Source organism: Bacteroides sp. AF29-11 (assembly GCF_003602895.1).
GTDB lineage: Bacteria > Bacteroidota > Bacteroidia > Bacteroidales > Bacteroidaceae > Bacteroides > Bacteroides uniformis.
The window spans coordinates 89,639-105,914 of record NZ_QTLY01000006.1 but is presented as its reverse complement, the minus strand read 5'-3'; the positions used below and the strand labels follow the sequence as shown (position 1 = coordinate 105,914).

Below are 16,276 nucleotides of genomic sequence, written 5' to 3'. Positions count from 1 at the left end.
AAATAAGCAATTTTCAACACCGGGCAAGCGTTTATGTCTTTATTTATAAATCTTCAAGCGCTTTCCTGCGGAGATTCTGGTACTGCGCAATCCATTCCAACTTTTTAACTGATTGACAGTGACGCCGTATTTCCGTGCAATGCTGCCGAGATTCTCGCCACTGCGTATCTTGTGGTAGGTGACATTCCCCGTAGCGGTACTGCTTTTGCTGCTACGTGCTGCCGAGCGTGTATTGGAAACGGCCACGACTCTGCGGTTCTTGAACAGCTCGTTACTGCGGTGGGCATAGATGGTGTCTTGCTTGTCAATGAAGGCACTGATGTAGTTGATGGGGAGGCGTAGCGTCTGCGGCTTGCTCTCTCCGGGGATGATGCTTTTCTTGAATTGGGGATTCAGGCTCTTTATCTGGTCCAGGCTGATGCCGCATAGGTCGGAAATCTGCTCGAAATGAAGGTTACGGCTTACTTGCACCGTATCGGTTGCTTCCGGAATGTCGGTTTCCATGGGGCAGATGTTGTGCTTGCAGTAGTAGGTCATTACGTAGTTGGCGGCAATGAAGGCGGGCACGTAGCCGCGTGTCTCTTTGGGCAGATAGTTGTAGATTTCCCAATAATCGGTTTTCCCTCCCGAGCGGCGGATGGCTTTGTTGATGGTGCCCGGACCGCAGTTGTAGGCGGCAATCACCAGGTTCCAGTCTTTGTAAATGTCATACATGTCCTTCAGGTAGCGTGCTGCCGCCCAGGTCGCCTTTATCGGGTCACGGCGTTCGTCTACGAGGCTGTTGCTTTCCAGTCCGTATATCTTTCCGGTGGCGAGCATAAACTGCCATAGTCCGCAGGCTCCCGCGCGGGATACGGCAGAAGGGTTGAGAGCGGATTCTATGATGGGCAGGTATTTCAGCTCGAGCGGCAGGCCGTAGGCATCCAGCGCTTCTTCGAAGATGGGCATATAGAAGTTGCAGGCGCTCAGCATGAAGGCAACCTGGTTGCGCAGACGTCCGGCATACATGTCGATGAACTTGCGCACAATCTCGTTGTATGGCATTTCCATGACGGTCGGCATGCGCGACAACCGGTCTATGTATACAGAGTCACTGAACATCGGGTTTACGGTAGAGGTGCTGCAGTCTTTTCCCAAGTCTATGTAATTCTTGGCTTTCCAGTCATTGAGCAGGCTGTCCAGCGGATAGGTCATGCTTTTGGGCAGCTCGATGGATTCCTGGCGTTCCGTGCCGTTTTCGCGGATAAGCACTTCCACGCTTTCTTGCGCATGCATGGCCGGAGCGGTGAAGAGGGCGCAAAACAGAAGCGAGGAACCGAGAATAATTCTTTTCATATATATGGCCTTGTGTGTCATTAGGTAATAATTTATGCTTTAATTTTCGTTTTTAGAATCGGAAACTGCATTGCACGCCGACGTTCTTATTAGAGGAACCAGTCATCTGGCTGTTGATTATGGCAGGTTCCACTTTCATGCTGAGGTCGGGGGTGATGTCAAAGTTGGACAGCTCTGCGTCTACGTATGCGTCGACAACGGACAGCAGGTATACACCGATAAAGGCGAAGATGCTCAAGTCGCGGTATCGTCGGAAGGTATCCTTACGCTTCCGTAGTGTCTCCGTCAGCTGGCTTTCGGTATAGTTATAGTTGGGAGGCAGCAGGTCGGTAATGGTACTGGAGTTGAAATTACCATTTACGGCATCCTTGTAGGCGGCCGAATAGTCCTTATACATCTTGCTGTTCCACGTAAGGGCATAGGCACAACCGGCAAATCCTCCATAGAAGATGGGCAGTTTCCAATACTTGCGGTTGTAAATTTGTCCACCGCCGGGAATGACGAGGGCAAGCCAGGTGGCTTTTGTGGGATTAGGTACCCACCTTTTGGGGTCGATGGCCTTTTGCAGACTGTCTGTAGGCACGGGCTGTTCCTTCAGGTCGGGGCTGGCAGTCATTTCCAGCATCTTCCGCTTGTTTTCGGCTGCAAGACTGTCGGCAACAGTGAGGCTGTCCCGGTTCACCACGGTGTTGAGTGTATCGGTCTGATGCCGCTGCGCACGCTTGGAAGCGGCACGTGGACGGTCTTGACCATACATAGCAATCCCTGCCATCTGTAAAAAACAGAGCAGCAGGGCAATGGCTAACTGATATATTCTTCCTTTTTTCCTCATTTATTTCTTCAGCGTATCAAGAATGCCGATGATACGTTCCAATTCTTCTTCGTTATTGAACGGGATACTGATTTTACCTTTTCCTTTCTCCGAGCAGGTTAGCTGCACCTTGGTACTGAAAAAGCCCGAGAGCTGTTGTTTCAGCATATTGAATTCTTCGGGCAGTTTGGTGCGCTTGGGGGCAATCTTACGACCACCGCTCTTCACGCTTTCGCCTTCACTCAGTGACTTTACGATTTCTTCCACTTTGCGTACGGAATACCCGTGCTCCAGGATTTCTTCGAAAATCTTCACTTGCAGTTTGGGATCGCCAAGCGTTACCAAAGCGCGGGCATGTCCCATGTCTATCTGCTTGTTCTGCAGTCCCATCTGGACGGGGGCGGGCAGTTTGAGCAGGCGCAGGTAGTTGGCAATGGTGGTACGCTTCTTACCTACGCGTTCGCTGAGGCGTTCCTGCGTCAGTCCGTATTGTTCCAACAGATGCTGGTAAGCGAGGGCTATTTCTACGGAGTTCAAGTCTTCGCGCTGTATGTTTTCGATGAGCGCCATTTCCATGACGTTCTCGTCATCTGCAGTGCGGATATAGGCAGGGATGCTTGTCAGTCCGGCAAGCTGCGAAGCACGGAAACGACGCTCGCCGGCGATAATCTGGTATTCGTCGTCGCTAAGCTTGCGCAGGGTGATGGGCTGTATGATGCCGATTTCGGAGATGGAATCGGCTAACTCCTGCAACGCAACCGGGTCGAATTCATGACGGGGCTGGTTGGGATTGACCGTAATCTTCGACAGCTCTATCTCATTGATAGAGGAGGAGCCTTCGGTCTTTACTTCATCCATGGAGAAGAGGGCGTCTAGCCCGCGTCCTAATGCATTTCTTTGTGCCATCTGTTTATTTACTATTTGACGATTTACAATTTAACCATACGGGATGATTTGTTTGTGCATTGTAAATATGGTATTTATCACTAATCATTAATCACTAACCACTATAATCACTTCTTTTCGTTTCTGCTTATCAATTCCTTGGCAAGTGCCATGTGGTTTTTGGCTCCGGTTGAGTCTGCGTCATAGAGAATGGTGGGCAGGCCGTAGCTGGGAGCTTCGCTCAGTTTCACATTGCGCTGGATGACGGTGTTGAATACCAATTCCTGGAAGTGGCGTTTCACTTCATCGTAAATCTGGTTGGCCTGGCGCAGACGCGAGTCGTACATCGTCAGCAGGAAGCCTTCGATTTCGAGGGCAGGGTTCAGCTTGGACTTGATGATTTTAATGGTATTCAGCAATTTGCTGATGCCTTCCAGTGCAAAATATTCCGCTTGTACGGGGATGATTACCGAATCGGCGGCAGTCAGTGCGTTGACCGTAATCAGACCCAAAGACGGGGAACAGTCTATCAAGATATAATCAAACTCATTCTTCAGCGGAGCGAGTACTTCTTTCAGTATCTTTTCGCGGTTTTTCAGATTGAGCATCTCTATTTCGGCACCTACCAGATTGATGTGGGAGGAGATTACCTTCAGTGTGTCTATCTCCGTGTCATGAAGGGCCTCGCGTACGTCTGCACGGTCAATAATGCACTCGTAGATAGTACATTCCGACTGCTTGATGTCCACACCCAATCCTGAGGAGGCATTGGCCTGCGGGTCGGCATCTACAACGAGCACTTTCTTTTCAAGCGTGGCGAGTGAGGCTGCGAGGTTGATTGTCGTCGTAGTCTTGCCTACACCACCCTTTTGGTTAGCCATAGCAATTATTTTTCCCATAATCTCAATATTTATTGGCAGCGAAATAAGTGATAATTCCGGATAGCGCCTACAAATTTGGAGAAAGATTGCAAAAACGGTTGATAAGTCGGCTGTTTTGTTAATAACTCACAGACGTTTACCGCTGTTTTTCTTCTTGTAAATTGCGCGTAAAGCGTTCTTTCTCTGTTTGGTGGGCAAATATACGTATTTATCTTGAAATGAAGCTGATTTTTTGTCTCGCTTGCAGAAGATTAAGATTTGTAAACCAATGGAAGACATTGGCTTGGACTATTCTCTCTACTTGCATGAGATGTACATCTCGTGTTGTTTGAAACGTGCATCTCATGTTGCTCGAGATGTACATCTCATGCAGATGGACTACCGTGTGGAAGATGGTCGGGGGATAAGTTGTTCCCGGGCAGAAGGAGAGGAGCTGGTGTCAGACCAAGGCTTTGACGAACTCCCAGCAGAAGTACGCACACATCACACATTTCACTACTGTGCCCAGCAAGAATCCAAGCAGCGAGCCCAGCCCCGATTTCAAGGCCTGGTCTGTCTTGCTGCCTCCCATCAGTTCGCCGGCAAAGGCTCCGAGAAAGGGGCCGAGGATGATGCCCCAAGGCATGAAGAACAACCCTACGATGGTGCCTATGAGGCAGCCGCGCGTTCCCCACCGACTGCCTCCGCTGTATTTGCTGCCCAGCATCGGGACGAAATAATCCAGTATCTGTACAAGGACGACTGCTGCCAGCCATAAAAGTAACTGCGTGGTGGAAAACTGCGCCTTGTCCGTGAAATGTAGAAGCAACAAGCCTGCATAGGCTACGGGCGGTCCCGGAATCATAGGCAGGATGCAGCCTGCCAATCCGACAATCAGGCAGAGGATGCCCAAGATGATGAGAAGAATGTCCATAGGTGTATCGTTTCTGTTGGTGAAGATGACAGCGGTTGTTCCCTGCTACTCGAATCGGTTGTATATGACAATGGGGCGGGAGCGGCGTGTGCTCATCGACGGGAACCATATATCGTCGGCTGTGAGGCCGCATTGCTTGATGGCTTCGGCGCAGTATTCCAGTCGTCCGAAGTCGGCATCGACATTGTTTGTACCGAATGTGAATTTGATTCCACGTGCTTTGGCGCGACGGATAATCTCGAAACTGGGAATCCGGTAGCGTGCATTGATTTCCAGAGCGATTCCATGTTGTTGCAATACATCCAATACGCGTTCAATGCGTCCGTCCGTCCAGTACTTGTCGTAATCATGCGCCATAGTATCGGGCAAGAAGGTAGGGTTGGCATAAATGTCGGCAGGCTCGTTGGTCAGAATCAGGACTGTTTGGTCGACAAGGTGGTCCATATACTGTTCAAGCGTAATGTCATCAAAGAGTGCTTCTTCGGCCCGGTAGATGCGCGAATTACGTCCCTTGTGGTCTATGATGGTCATGGCGTCGGTAAACAGGTAATCGAAAATCCCCAAGGCTTCCTGCGAGAAAGTTGCCGTCCATTTGCGTCCCTCACCTTGTACACCGCACAGGAATGGCATCCCTTTTACTTCATTAAAATAGTCGTACACTTCTTTGTCATCGGCCAGCATACGTCCTACGCCTCCTTCTCCAGCATTGGGGGCGACACCATAGTTGATACCGTAATTCATGGACATGGCGTGTGCCATTTCCTTCGTCAGCCCTCCTTTCAAGTGAACGTGATAGTCTATAACTGGGAAATCGTGCTGCTGTAGCCTGATTATCTCATCCGTGCGCTCGTCTACCGGAGCAAGCGTGTCGGCTTCGTTGCGTGCTTCCTTGGCAAGCCGTTCGATGGCGAGATTCCGGAATGACACTTCGCCGTGTATGCCTTGCAGGGCAATGGAACCTTGACTCAGCAGTTGCCGGGCGTGCTCCTCTGTGCGATATGGGTGTCCGGGTTCGGTATAGCAAACAACTTCGGTTCCATTAATGCAGACAATGATGTTTTGTCCGCGTACGGTTATCTCGAAGTCAAACCATTCTCCATCTTTTGCGAGTGAGCGATAGAGGTTGCGCACCGAGGCGAGTGAGCCGCTCTTGCGTGTGCCGTCGATGTCTCCGTTACGGAATATCACTTCATAACCGGACTCGCCGTCCGTATGAAAGAGGAGGCCTGCTTCGGAGCCGGGTTGTGTGAGGGCTTCTCCGGTGAGTCGGAAATTTTGGTATTCTTTGTCGTTGAAGAGCTTCCGGCCTTCTGCGATGACCGGGTCTGCCGTGTGAAGCGTAGATGTCCCGTCATTCCATTGGTCAAGTGGCTCGGGAGAACTGCTCCTGCCACAGCTTGTCAGGGTTGTTAGAAACAGAATAATTGCGGCAGCTGCCGTCTCGATGCGTGCAGCAATGGTAGAATGGCAAAAAGTGTTCATTATAGCATGGATTTTATGAATGATTATATTCCAATTATTGTCGGTACAAAGTTAGCCTTTTCTGAAAATATCTTTGAATACAAAAGAATTATTATCTTTGTAGTATTCTGTTTAAAGCCTTTTTAGCTACTTTTGCACGATAATAAAAAAGAAAGTTATGGAAAATCAGAGACCTTTGATATTGATTTCCAATGATGACGGCATCATTGCGAAAGGTATTAGCGAGTTAATCAAATTCCTCCGTCCGCTGGGCGAGATTGTGGTAATGGCGCCGGATGCACCCCGCTCTGGAAGTGCGTGTGCGCTGACTGTAACGGAACCTATCCACTACCAGTTGGTCCGTAAGGATGTTGGGCTGACGGTATACAAGTGTTCCGGTACGCCGACCGATTGTGTGAAGCTGGCTTTTCATACGGTGCTCGACCGCAAGCCCGACTTGGTGGTAGGCGGCATCAACCACGGCGACAATTCTTCTGTAAACCTGCATTATTCCGGTACGATGGGCGTTGTGATAGAGGGATGCCTGAAAGGAGTGCCTTCCATCGGATTCTCCCTTTGCAACCATGAGCCGAACGCTGATTTTGAGCCCGCAGGTCCTTACATCCGCGAGATAGCCCGGCTGGTATTGGAGAAAGGACTCCCTCCGTTGACATGCCTCAATGTCAACTTCCCCGATACCAAAGAATTGAAGGGTGTGAAGATTTGCGAACAAACCAAGGGGCAATGGACCAATGAATGGGAAAACTTTGCCCATAGAGGAGATGCCCATTACTACTGGCTGACCGGCGAGTTTGAGAACAACGATGCCGAAAATGAGAAGAATGACCATTGGGCGCTTGATAACGGTTATGTGGCAATCACCCCGACCACGGTGGATGCAACGGCATACGGCTTGATTGATGAACTGAAAGCATGGTTCTGAATTAATTGACAATTATCAATTGATATGAAGTATTACTTGATTGTCGGTGAAGCTTCCGGCGACCTGCATGCCTCCCATCTGATGGCTGCATTGAAGGAGGAGGACTCGCAAGCGGAGTTCCGTTTCTTCGGAGGCGACCTCATGGCTGCAGTGGGCGGTGTGATGGTGAAGCATTACAAAGAGTTGGCGTATATGGGGTTCATTCCCGTATTGCTGCATCTGCGCACCATCTTTGCCAATATGAAGCGCTGCAAGGAGGATATTGTTGCGTGGCAGCCGGATGTGCTGATTTTGGTGGACTATCCGGGCTTTAATCTGGATATAGCCAAGTTTGTTCATGCCAACACAAGGATTCCTGTCTTTTATTATATTTCTCCCAAGATTTGGGCATGGAAGGAATACCGCATCAAGAATATTAAACGGGATGTGGATGAGCTGTTCTCCATCCTACCGTTCGAGGTGGAGTTTTTTGAAGGGAAGCACCGGTATCCGATACATTATGTCGGCAATCCGACAGTGGATGAAGTGACGGCTTTTCTTGCTTCCAGCTCAGAGACATTCGACGACTTTGTCCGGGCAAATGGACTTTCGGCCAAACCCGTTATTGCTCTGCTGGCTGGTAGCCGCAAGCAGGAAATCAAGGACAATCTGCCCGACATGCTTCGTGCGGCAGCTTCTTTTCCCGATTATCAACTGGTGCTGGCCGGTGCTCCGGGCATTTCTCCCGAGTATTACAAACGTTATGTGGGTGGGGCGGACGTGAAGATTATCTTCAACAAGACATTTCCTTTGTTGAGGCAGGCAGAGGCTGCACTGGTCACTTCGGGGACAGCAACGCTGGAAACTGCTCTGTTCCGTGTGCCGCAAGCGGTGTGCTACCATACTCCGATAGGGAAGGTTATCGCTTTCCTGAAACGGCATGTACTGAAAGTGAAGTACATTTCCCTGGTCAATCTCATAGCCAACCGGGAGGTGGTGAAAGAGCTGGTTGCAGATACCATGACGGTAGAGCAGGTACGCTCGGAGCTGAACCGCATTTTGTACGATAAGGAATACCGCCGTCAGATGCTCGAGGGATATGAGTATATGGCATCCCGTCTGGGAGAGGCAGGGGCACCCAAACATGCTGCCCGCAAGATGGTGGCATTGTTGAGGAGGAGCAGGGAGGAATAGTCGAAAAATTAAGAATTTGTTAAAATGGGGAAAGCCGGTGCAGTAAATGCCCGGCTTTTGTATTTTCTATACAGAAACAAATGAAAAGGACTTTGATTATGAAAAAGCTACATTGGTTATTTATGGCAATATGTTTGGCAGTGATGCCCGCTTTGCAATCATGTGATGATAACGACGGATATTCTTTGGGTGATTTTACCCCGCCTTTGTGGGCCACTGTGCGTGTTACGGGAAATGCCTTTTATTTAAACTGCGATGTTTGGGGGACGCTCTGGCCGGTGAATACGGACATAGGGTGGTATGATGCCGTGGATGGGCAGCGTGTGATTACCGTGTTCAATCCTTTGTGGGACAACTATGCAGGATATGACCATGCTGTGAAGCTGCTGCGTCTGCAGAACGTCTTGACGAAAGAGGTGGAGACGCTGACTCCCGAAACCGAAGAGGAATTCGGTAATGACCCCGTGCGTATATATAAAGGTGATATTACCATCAGTGGTGGCTATATGAACATTTTTTTCATGCAGAACCTGCCATCTTCGACTGATAATAAACACCGTATCAGCCTGGTGCGTCCGCAAGAAGATGATGCTTTGTATGGCGAAGATGGATACGTCCATTTGGAACTCCGCTATAACGACTATGATGACCTGACGGGACGTCGTAGTCCTGGTGCTGTCTCCTATAACTTGAACAGTCTGGACATCCCCTCTGAAACCAAAGGCATCAAGTTGAAACTCAATTCAGAAGAGAATGGAGAGGTGGAAGTAACCTTTGATTTGAAAACTGCGGGGAGTAATGAAAAGCTGACTACTAATGTGGATTTGTCCAATATGCAGTTGAAGTAAGAAAGAGTTTGCGAGAGTATATAGTTAGAAAGAGCACCCGGGATTTTGATGTCATCCATCTTGCCCGGGTGCTCTTTTTATATCTGTTTTATGTAAGTTTGGTCATGTGAACTGTCGTTAGAACATCGTCAAGGCATATAGATAAACGACTGCTGCGGGAATTGCCATCAGGGCACTGTCGAAACGGTCGAGCATTCCTCCATGCCCCGGCAGAATGTTACCGGAATCCTTGATGCCCAATTGGCGTTTCATGAGTGATTCGGTCAGATCGCCCCAAGTGCCGAAAATGACGACAACGATTGCCAGACCTACCCATTGCCATCCTGGCATAAAAGGAAAGAAATGTGCAAAGCCAAGAGAGGAAGCGATGGAGAATATTCCGCCGCCGATGCTGCCCTCCCAGGATTTTTTAGGTGAGATACGTTCGAACAGACGGTGTTTGCCTATCAGCGAACCTACGCAATAGGCACCTGTATCGCTCAACCAGATAAATACGAAAATGGAAAGCGGTAGAATAGGGTTGTAGGTCACACTGCTCGTTTCCGGGGAATTCTGAAAAGCAAGTACGTTCAGCAGGGCAAAGGGGAGTGCCACGTACAATTGGCTTAGCATGGAGTAGGCCCAGTTACCCGTCGGATTCTTTTTCTTGAGGTAAAGTTCCGTAATCATCATGTAGAGCAATAGTCCCAAATAAGGAAGGAATACTCGTGCTCCTACAGACTGCTGGGTACAGAAACTCATCAATGCAAGGAAAAGGTAGGCTCCCCCCAATGCAGTGATGGTCTTGTTTATGCTTACTTCGCCGCTCTTGCTGACTAATTGGGCAAACTCATGTACGCTCAGTGCGCTGATAATGGTGAACAGTATACCGAACGAAAGGGGGCTGTAAAGAATACAGCCCACCAATACTATGACGAATAACACGCCGGTAACGGCACGTTGGATAAAGTTATTTTTCATGCTTTTCTTCTTCCTTAACTTCCTTTTCTGCTTCTATGGCTTTTTGCTCTTCTTCTTGCTCCGCTTTTTTCAGCTCGGCAGCAGTCTTGTTTGCACTGATTTCTTCCGAACGGGAAGCCCATGGACGTTTCCCAAAGATGTGTTCAACGTCTTCGGCAAAGATTACTTCTTTGTCAATCAGCAGTTGTGCCAGCCGGTTGTGCCCTTCTTGGTTTTCGGACAATATTTTCTTGGCACGTTCGTACTGTTCATTAACCATCTGCTTCACTTCTTCGTCAATCAATTCTGCAGTCTTTTCGCTATACGGGCGGTTGAAGGAATATTCCTCATTATTATAGTAGCAGAGGTTGGGGAGTTTTTCGCTCATACCCAGATAGGCAATCATACCGTACGCCTGCTTGGTCACGCGTTCCAAGTCATTCATGGCTCCGGTGGATATTCTACCTAAGAATAGGTCTTCGGCGGCACGTCCTCCCAAGGTGGCACACATCTCATCGAGCATCTGTTCCTTGGTGGTGATTTGCCGTTCTTCCGGCAGATACCAAGCCGCGCCCAAAGCACGTCCACGGGGTACAATGGTTACTTTAATCAGTGGATTGGCGTATTCCAGTAACCAGGAGATACTGGCATGGCCGGCTTCGTGTATGGCAATGGAACGGCGTTCGGCCTCGGTAGTGATTTTGGTTTTCTTTTCCAACCCACCCACAATACGGTCTACGGCGTCCAGAAAGTCTTGCTTTCCGACAAACTTTTTGCCGTGGCGGGCAGCTATCAAAGCTGCTTCGTTACATACATTGGCAATGTCTGCCCCCGAGAATCCGGGAGTCTGGCGTGCCAGAAGGTCTACATCCACACTATTGTCTATCTTGATGGGGCGCAGGTGTACACCGAATACTTCCTTACGCTCATTAAGGTCGGGTAGGTCTACATGTATCTGGCGGTCAAAACGTCCGGCGCGCAGCAATGCCTTATCCAAAACGTCCACACGGTTGGTGGCGGCTAAGATGATAACACCACTATTGGAGCCGAAACCGTCCATCTCGGTCAGTAACTGGTTCAATGTGTTCTCGCGCTCGTCGTTGCCACCCATAGCAGCTGCTTTGGCACGGGCACGCCCTACAGCGTCAATCTCGTCGATGAACACGATACAAGGCGCTTTTTCCTTTGCTTGGCGGAACAAATCGCGGACACGGGAAGCACCCACGCCGACAAACATTTCCACAAAGTCGGAACCTGCCAAAGAGAAGAAAGGTACGTTGGCTTCTCCGGCCACAGCCTTTGCAAGCAGGGTCTTTCCTGTTCCCGGAGGGCCTACCAGCAAGGCGCCCTTGGGTATCTTACCTCCCAAATCGGTATATTTCTGGGGCTCTTTCAAGAACTCGACAATTTCTTCTACCTCTTGCTTGGCTTCAGCAAGTCCTGCCACATCCTTGAATGTAATCTTGATGGGGGAACCTTTTTCAAACAATTGGGCCTTGGACTTTCCTACGCTGAAGATGCCTCCACCTCCGCCCATGCCTCCACCACCGCTCATGCGGCGGGACATGAAAATCCAGAAACCGATAAGGAATGCAAAGGGGAGAATCTGCCACAAAATGGCACCGAAGTAGTTCCGCTTTTTTTCGTAGTTAATGGAGCCGTCAAAGTGGGCGTCGTCTCTTTCCTTTTGCAGGAAATTACCTAGGCTCTCGCGTGAGGGGGCCTCGGTCGTAATAAGCGGATTCTTGCCTACGCGGCTGGAGTCCTGACGAAATACGTTTCCTACGTGCTGGGGTTTGACGTATGCTTCGACGGAATTGTCGTCGTAGCCGATGACTTTGCTTATATAACCGTCTCGTACATATTGCTGGAATTCATCATAAGAGATGTTTTTAGTTGCCGTACCACTTTCATTGGTCAGGTACAACCCCAGCAACATCATCGCTATAATCATATACAGCCAGTTCAGGTTGAACTTGGGCATATTCACTTTATTGGGTTTCTTGTTGGTATTATTGTCCATACGTTTTGATTAATCGAGGTCAGGAATTTGAGTTAATTTGGCGTCTGCCCATAGGTGCTCCAGATTGTAGAATTCCCTTGTTTCAGGCAGGAAGACATGCACCAATATGTCCGAGTAGTCCATAGCTACCCATTCGGCATTGCGCAGCCCGTCTACGGCAAAGGGCTTGGTATCGGCACCCTTGCGTGTGAAGTCCCTGATGGATTCTACAATGGCTGTCACTTGGCTGGGAGAGTTTCCTTGGCAGATGACGAAATAATTGCATATTGTATCGTCGATTTTTGTCAGATCTGCGATGACGATTTTTTTTCCTTTTTTATCTTGAATACCTTCTGTTATCTGTTGAATCAGTTTCTTCGTTTCGTTCATTATACATTATTATATTAAAACAGTTGACAAATATACGTTGATTTCTCATATCAAACACGCAAAAGAGGAAAACTCTTTCAATTTTTGATTTTTTTTAGTTATATAATCCTTTGGATTACGGTATCTTATCAGTTTTTTGCGAAAAAAATACTCGTTTTTGTTTTGATTTATAGAAATCTTTGTATCTTTGCAACCGCAAAACGGAAATAATAACAATTGGGCTATGGTGTAATGGTAACACTACAGATTCTGGTCCTGTCATTCCTGGTTCGAATCCAGGTAGCCCAACGAACTTACCTTATTTAAGTCAAAAAACCACTAAAATCGCAAGTTTTAGTGGTTTTTTGTTGCTTTTCGACCATGTACGAAAATTTCAGTGTAGGCATTCGGTGGCAAATTCAGTGACAAGGCTTCTGTAAGCCGGAAATATTCTGTAAATTTGTAGCATTTCAACATTAAAGCAGAATTTTATGGCAAAAGAATTAGCACTGAAGTACGGCTGTAACCCTAACCAGAAGCCGGCTCGCATTTTCATGCAGGAGGGGGAGTTACCTATTGAGGTTTTGAATGGACGTCCGGGGTATATTAATTTTATGGATGCCTTGAATGGATGGCAGTTGGTAAAGGAACTGAAAGAGGCGACCGGTATGCCTGCTGCAACTTCATTCAAACACGTCAGTCCGGCGGGTGCCGCCATCGGCTTGGAACTCAACGAGACAATGAAGAAGATTTATTTTGTGGATAATCTTCCGCTCTCTCCGCTTGCTTGCGCATATGTGCGTGCCCGCGGTGCCGACCGTATGTCTTCCTATGGTGACTTTATCGCTTTGAGTGATGTGTGCGACGAGGCTACTGCACGTTTTATTAACCGCGAGGTCTCGGATGGCGTTATTGCTCCGGGGTATACGGACGAAGCACTGGCTATCTTGAGGGAAAAGCGTAAAGGAACTTACAATGTGATTCAGATAAGTCCCGGCTATAAGCCTGCCCCGATTGAACATAAGGATGTCTTTGGTATCACGTTTGAGCAGGGACGTAATGAGATAAAGCTGAATGGAGATGAACTCTTTGCGAATATTCCTACTCGGAATAAGAATTTCCCGGAAGCAGCGAAACGTGATTTGATGATAGCCCTTATCACTTTGAAATATACGCAGTCGAATTCTGTATGCTATGTGAAGGACGGTCAGGCTATCGGTATTGGTGCCGGCCAGCAGAGCCGTATCCACTGTACTCGCTTGGCGGGCAACAAGGCCGACATTTGGCATTTACGCCAGCATCCGAAGGTGTTGAATTTGCCATGGGTAGAGAAAATCCGCCGTGCCGACCGTGATAATACGATTGATGTCTATATCAGTGAAGACCATGACGATGTGCTGGCTAACGGTGTTTGGCAGCAGTTCTTTACGGAGAAACCTGAAGTGCTGACCCGTGAAGAAAAACGGGCTTGGTTGGATACATTGAAAGGTGTTTCTTTGGGTTCGGATGCATTCTTCCCTTTTGGAGACAATATTGAGCGTGCCCATAAGAGTGGAGTAGATTACATTGCCCAAGCGGGTGGTTCTGTACGCGATGACCATGTGATTGAAACTTGCGATAAATATGGCATTGCCATGTCGTTCACGGGTATCCGTCTGTTCCATCATTGATAAGGGGTATAAAAGTAGGCCCGCCCCCACGGCTGCATAGCTGTAGGGGCGGGTTCCTTTTTTATTAAGTCTTATCTTGTTACGTTATCCTTGGTTTTTGATGTTCTCGTCCACCACTTTTATCTTTTCTTTCACAAGCTCGATGTCTGCTTTCAGCTTTTCCACCTTGCGGTTGATTTCTGTCAGCAGACTATTTCCCTTCTTGGAAGAAGTGGTCAGGAAGCCGAGATTGTTTTCATATGTCTGGAGCTCGTTCTTCATATTGTCGAAGGCACGTACCAGCTTCTCACGTTCCCGGTAAAGGGCTTGTGGACTACCTTCCTGAATGGAGCTGATAGTCGACTTGAAATTGCTTAGCTTCTTGTTGGAGGCACTGATGTTGAAGCGTTCAAACAATTTGTCTATCTGACTATGGTATTGCTTATAGATTCGGTCTTTCTCTTTGAAAGGTACATGTCCTACGCCGTTCCATTCTTTCATGAGGTCGCGTACCAGTTGGGTAGCTTCCTCCGTATCCATTTGGTCATCGATAGCATTCAGTTTCTCGATGATGTTTTTTTTCTTTTCCAGATTTTCCTGCTCTACGCTGCGCTGTGAAGAAGTGGCTTTGTTCTTTTGTTCGAAGAAGTAGTCACAAGCGGAGATGAAACGTTTCCATACGGCATCCGAATATTTCTTTGCTACCGGACCGATGGTTTTCCATTCTTTCTGAAGTTTGGTCAGTTCATCGGCAGTTACTTTCCAGTCGGTACTGTCCTTAAGAGCTTCTGCTTTTTCGCACAAGGCACGCTTCTTTTCCAGGTTTTCGTTCATACCTTCCTTCAGGGTCTTGAAGAACTCTCCCTTTTTACGGAAGAACTCGTCGCACGCTTTGCGGAAACGTTCGAAAATCTTCACGTTCATTTTTTGCGGAGCGAAACCGATGGTCTTCCATTTGTTTTGAAGTGCGATGACTTCTTGCGTTTTGCTCTCCCAAGAAGCAAAGTTTGTCAGTTCTTTGTAGTCGATGGCTTCTATGATTTCGCAAATTACGGTCTTTTGGTCAAGATTGTGTTGTTCCACTTCCTTCAACGCTTCGAAATGTTGCTGGTGACGTCGGTTTACGGTTGTAGAGGCAGCTTTGAAACGTGCCCAGATTTCGTCGCGTAGTTCCTTGGCTACCGGCCCTGTATCACGAAATTCTTGATGTAGCTTCTGTAACTGATGGAAAGCTGAAACTACATCCGCTTCATCCGCCAGCTTTTCGGCAGCTTCACAGAGATGTGTCTTGATTTCCAAATTCTTCTTGAAATCGTATTCGCGGAATTCATTGTTCAGTTTCAGAAGGTCATAGAATTTCTCAACATACAATTGGTAGTTTTTCCAAAGCTCGTTGACCTTAGCTTGCGGAACGAGTTTAACTTCGTTCCATTGCTGCTGTAGTTTCTTGAACTCCGTATAGCTCTTGTTGGCGTCATCTGGAGATTCAACCAGCTCCTTCAGCTCTTCGATGATGGAAAGCTTTACCTGCAGGTTCATTTCCTTTTGCTTCTCCAGTTCGGCTGTGAGTGCACTTCTTTTTTCTTTGATGACGGACATGATATTCTTGAACTCTTCCTCCACACAGTCTGTTTGTGGAACAAAGTTCTCCGCGGCGCCTCCGTTTTCAATGAACAGTTTTCTGGCCGCATCCTGCTCAGCATTGTGCAGCTTGTAGAAAGATTGCTTCAAACCGTCTATTTCAGGTTTTGCCACGTTCTCCACGTCTGCAACCACCTCTTTGAGTTTGGCAAGTATTTCCTCTTTCGTGAGCTTCTGAACTGGCTCTACCGGCTTTTCCGAAACGATTTCTTCAGCGGGAGTTTCTGTTGTTGCCGGTTCAGAAACCTCTGCTGCCTTCTTTTCTTCTTCTAATTCCACCGGCTTTTCGGGGAGATTAGTGTCATGAGTGTCCGTCATTGTATTTACTTTTTTAGAAACGGGTTCCTCCCGTTCGGGTTACATTAGGCTACAAATTAATGAAATAAAATGATTACTTCATACAATTTGCCTTGATTTTTTTCTATT

Annotated in this window: 14 protein-coding genes and 1 tRNA gene; 5 read left to right on the top strand and 10 right to left on the bottom strand. The window is 48.0% G+C overall.

What is annotated here, in order from left to right:
* Positions 1 to 39 precede the first annotated feature (39 nt).
* The 6 genes from DWZ03_RS11420 to DWZ03_RS11395 all read right to left on the bottom strand — a co-directional run bounded on the left by DWZ03_RS11420 (position 40) and on the right by DWZ03_RS11395 (position 6,307).
* A complete protein-coding gene (locus DWZ03_RS11420; protein WP_369872199.1) occupies positions 40 to 1,335 on the bottom strand; it encodes a lytic transglycosylase domain-containing protein in 1,296 nt (431 codons plus the stop codon).
* Between the two features lie 52 nt (positions 1,336 to 1,387).
* Positions 1,388 to 2,167, bottom strand: coding sequence for a DUF5683 domain-containing protein (locus DWZ03_RS11415; RefSeq protein WP_005824056.1), 780 nt, complete (start codon positions 2,165 to 2,167; stop codon positions 1,388 to 1,390).
* Positions 2,168 to 3,052, bottom strand: coding sequence for a ParB/RepB/Spo0J family partition protein (locus DWZ03_RS11410; RefSeq protein WP_120130055.1), 885 nt, complete (start codon positions 3,050 to 3,052; stop codon positions 2,168 to 2,170). It lies immediately after the preceding gene.
* A gap of 107 nt (positions 3,053 to 3,159) precedes the next feature.
* Positions 3,160 to 3,930: a ParA family protein gene (locus tag DWZ03_RS11405; RefSeq protein WP_008665665.1), complete on the bottom strand. Its 771-nt coding sequence runs from the start codon at positions 3,928 to 3,930 to the stop codon at positions 3,160 to 3,162.
* 421 nt (positions 3,931 to 4,351) lie between these two features.
* Entirely contained in the window at positions 4,352 to 4,825 is a 474-nt protein-coding gene (locus DWZ03_RS11400) for a DUF456 domain-containing protein (RefSeq protein ID WP_005824051.1), read from the bottom strand.
* Between the two features lie 45 nt (positions 4,826 to 4,870).
* On the bottom strand, positions 4,871 to 6,307 hold the full coding sequence (locus DWZ03_RS11395; protein WP_087333346.1) for a DUF1080 domain-containing protein: 1,437 nt from the start codon (positions 6,305 to 6,307) through the stop codon (positions 4,871 to 4,873).
* Between the two features lie 157 nt (positions 6,308 to 6,464).
* On the opposite strand from DWZ03_RS11395, the gene surE reads away from it, so the two are divergent.
* The 3 genes from surE (at position 6,465) to DWZ03_RS11380 (ending at position 9,250) form a co-directional block, all read left to right on the top strand.
* Positions 6,465 to 7,229: a 5'/3'-nucleotidase SurE gene (gene surE, locus DWZ03_RS11390; RefSeq protein WP_005824046.1), complete on the top strand. Its 765-nt coding sequence runs from the start codon at positions 6,465 to 6,467 to the stop codon at positions 7,227 to 7,229.
* A gap of 24 nt (positions 7,230 to 7,253) precedes the next feature.
* Positions 7,254 to 8,402, top strand: a complete 1,149-nt coding sequence (gene lpxB / locus DWZ03_RS11385; RefSeq protein WP_009037174.1) for a lipid-A-disaccharide synthase — start codon at positions 7,254 to 7,256, stop codon at positions 8,400 to 8,402.
* A gap of 98 nt (positions 8,403 to 8,500) precedes the next feature.
* Entirely contained in the window at positions 8,501 to 9,250 is a 750-nt protein-coding gene (locus DWZ03_RS11380) for a NigD-like protein (protein WP_034533046.1), read from the top strand.
* A gap of 117 nt (positions 9,251 to 9,367) precedes the next feature.
* Here the strand turns inward: DWZ03_RS11380 and DWZ03_RS11375 are convergent, their stop codons facing one another.
* Genes DWZ03_RS11375 through rsfS form a run of 3 tightly spaced genes read right to left on the bottom strand, consistent with a single transcriptional unit; the run spans position 9,368 to position 12,581 of the window.
* Complete coding sequence (locus tag DWZ03_RS11375) at positions 9,368 to 10,210, bottom strand: phosphatidate cytidylyltransferase (protein WP_005824038.1); 843 nt, start codon at positions 10,208 to 10,210, stop codon at positions 9,368 to 9,370.
* Positions 10,200 to 12,212, bottom strand: a complete 2,013-nt coding sequence (gene ftsH, locus DWZ03_RS11370; RefSeq protein ID WP_005824037.1) for an ATP-dependent zinc metalloprotease FtsH — start codon at positions 12,210 to 12,212, stop codon at positions 10,200 to 10,202. The genes DWZ03_RS11375 and ftsH overlap by 11 nt, the downstream gene beginning before the upstream one ends.
* Before the next feature lie 9 nt (positions 12,213 to 12,221).
* Complete coding sequence (rsfS, locus tag DWZ03_RS11365; protein WP_005824036.1) at positions 12,222 to 12,581, bottom strand: ribosome silencing factor; 360 nt, start codon at positions 12,579 to 12,581, stop codon at positions 12,222 to 12,224.
* Positions 12,582 to 12,798: 217 nt separating this feature from the next.
* Here rsfS and DWZ03_RS11360 point away from each other — a divergent pair.
* Positions 12,799 to 12,869: transfer RNA gene (locus tag DWZ03_RS11360), tRNA-Gln, on the top strand.
* Between the two features lie 182 nt (positions 12,870 to 13,051).
* A complete protein-coding gene (locus DWZ03_RS11355) occupies positions 13,052 to 14,230 on the top strand; it encodes a phosphoribosylaminoimidazolecarboxamide formyltransferase (RefSeq protein WP_117749184.1) in 1,179 nt (392 codons plus the stop codon).
* Between the two features lie 84 nt (positions 14,231 to 14,314).
* On the opposite strand, the gene DWZ03_RS11350 is transcribed toward DWZ03_RS11355, so the two are convergent.
* Positions 14,315 to 16,168: a DUF349 domain-containing protein gene (locus DWZ03_RS11350; RefSeq protein WP_098032346.1), complete on the bottom strand. Its 1,854-nt coding sequence runs from the start codon at positions 16,166 to 16,168 to the stop codon at positions 14,315 to 14,317.
* Between the last annotated feature and the right edge of the window lie 108 nt (positions 16,169 to 16,276).

What these genes read in the sequence shown, in the direction of transcription:
- DWZ03_RS11380 (WP_034533046.1), top strand. Translation starts at nt 8,501, where the DNA reads ATGAAAAAGCTACATTGGTTATTTATGGCAATATGTTTGGCAGTGATG.
- DWZ03_RS11375 (WP_005824038.1), bottom strand. Translation starts at nt 10,210, where the DNA reads ATGAAAAATAACTTTATCCAACGTGCCGTTACCGGCGTGTTATTCGTC.
- lpxB (WP_009037174.1), top strand. Translation starts at nt 7,254, where the DNA reads ATGAAGTATTACTTGATTGTCGGTGAAGCTTCCGGCGACCTGCATGCC.
- DWZ03_RS11400 (WP_005824051.1), bottom strand. Translation starts at nt 4,825, where the DNA reads ATGGACATTCTTCTCATCATCTTGGGCATCCTCTGCCTGATTGTCGGA.
- DWZ03_RS11405 (WP_008665665.1), bottom strand. Translation starts at nt 3,930, where the DNA reads ATGGGAAAAATAATTGCTATGGCTAACCAAAAGGGTGGTGTAGGCAAG.
- DWZ03_RS11410 (WP_120130055.1), bottom strand. Translation starts at nt 3,052, where the DNA reads ATGGCACAAAGAAATGCATTAGGACGCGGGCTAGACGCCCTCTTCTCC.
- DWZ03_RS11395 (WP_087333346.1), bottom strand. Translation starts at nt 6,307, where the DNA reads ATGAACACTTTTTGCCATTCTACCATTGCTGCACGCATCGAGACGGCA.
- DWZ03_RS11415 (WP_005824056.1), bottom strand. Translation starts at nt 2,167, where the DNA reads ATGAGGAAAAAAGGAAGAATATATCAGTTAGCCATTGCCCTGCTGCTC.
- DWZ03_RS11355 (WP_117749184.1), top strand. Translation starts at nt 13,052, where the DNA reads ATGGCAAAAGAATTAGCACTGAAGTACGGCTGTAACCCTAACCAGAAG.
- ftsH (WP_005824037.1), bottom strand. Translation starts at nt 12,212, where the DNA reads ATGGACAATAATACCAACAAGAAACCCAATAAAGTGAATATGCCCAAG.
- DWZ03_RS11350 (WP_098032346.1), bottom strand. Translation starts at nt 16,168, where the DNA reads ATGACGGACACTCATGACACTAATCTCCCCGAAAAGCCGGTGGAATTA.
- surE (WP_005824046.1), top strand. Translation starts at nt 6,465, where the DNA reads ATGGAAAATCAGAGACCTTTGATATTGATTTCCAATGATGACGGCATC.
- rsfS (WP_005824036.1), bottom strand. Translation starts at nt 12,581, where the DNA reads ATGAACGAAACGAAGAAACTGATTCAACAGATAACAGAAGGTATTCAA.
- DWZ03_RS11420 (WP_369872199.1), bottom strand. Translation starts at nt 1,335, where the DNA reads ATGAAAAGAATTATTCTCGGTTCCTCGCTTCTGTTTTGCGCCCTCTTC.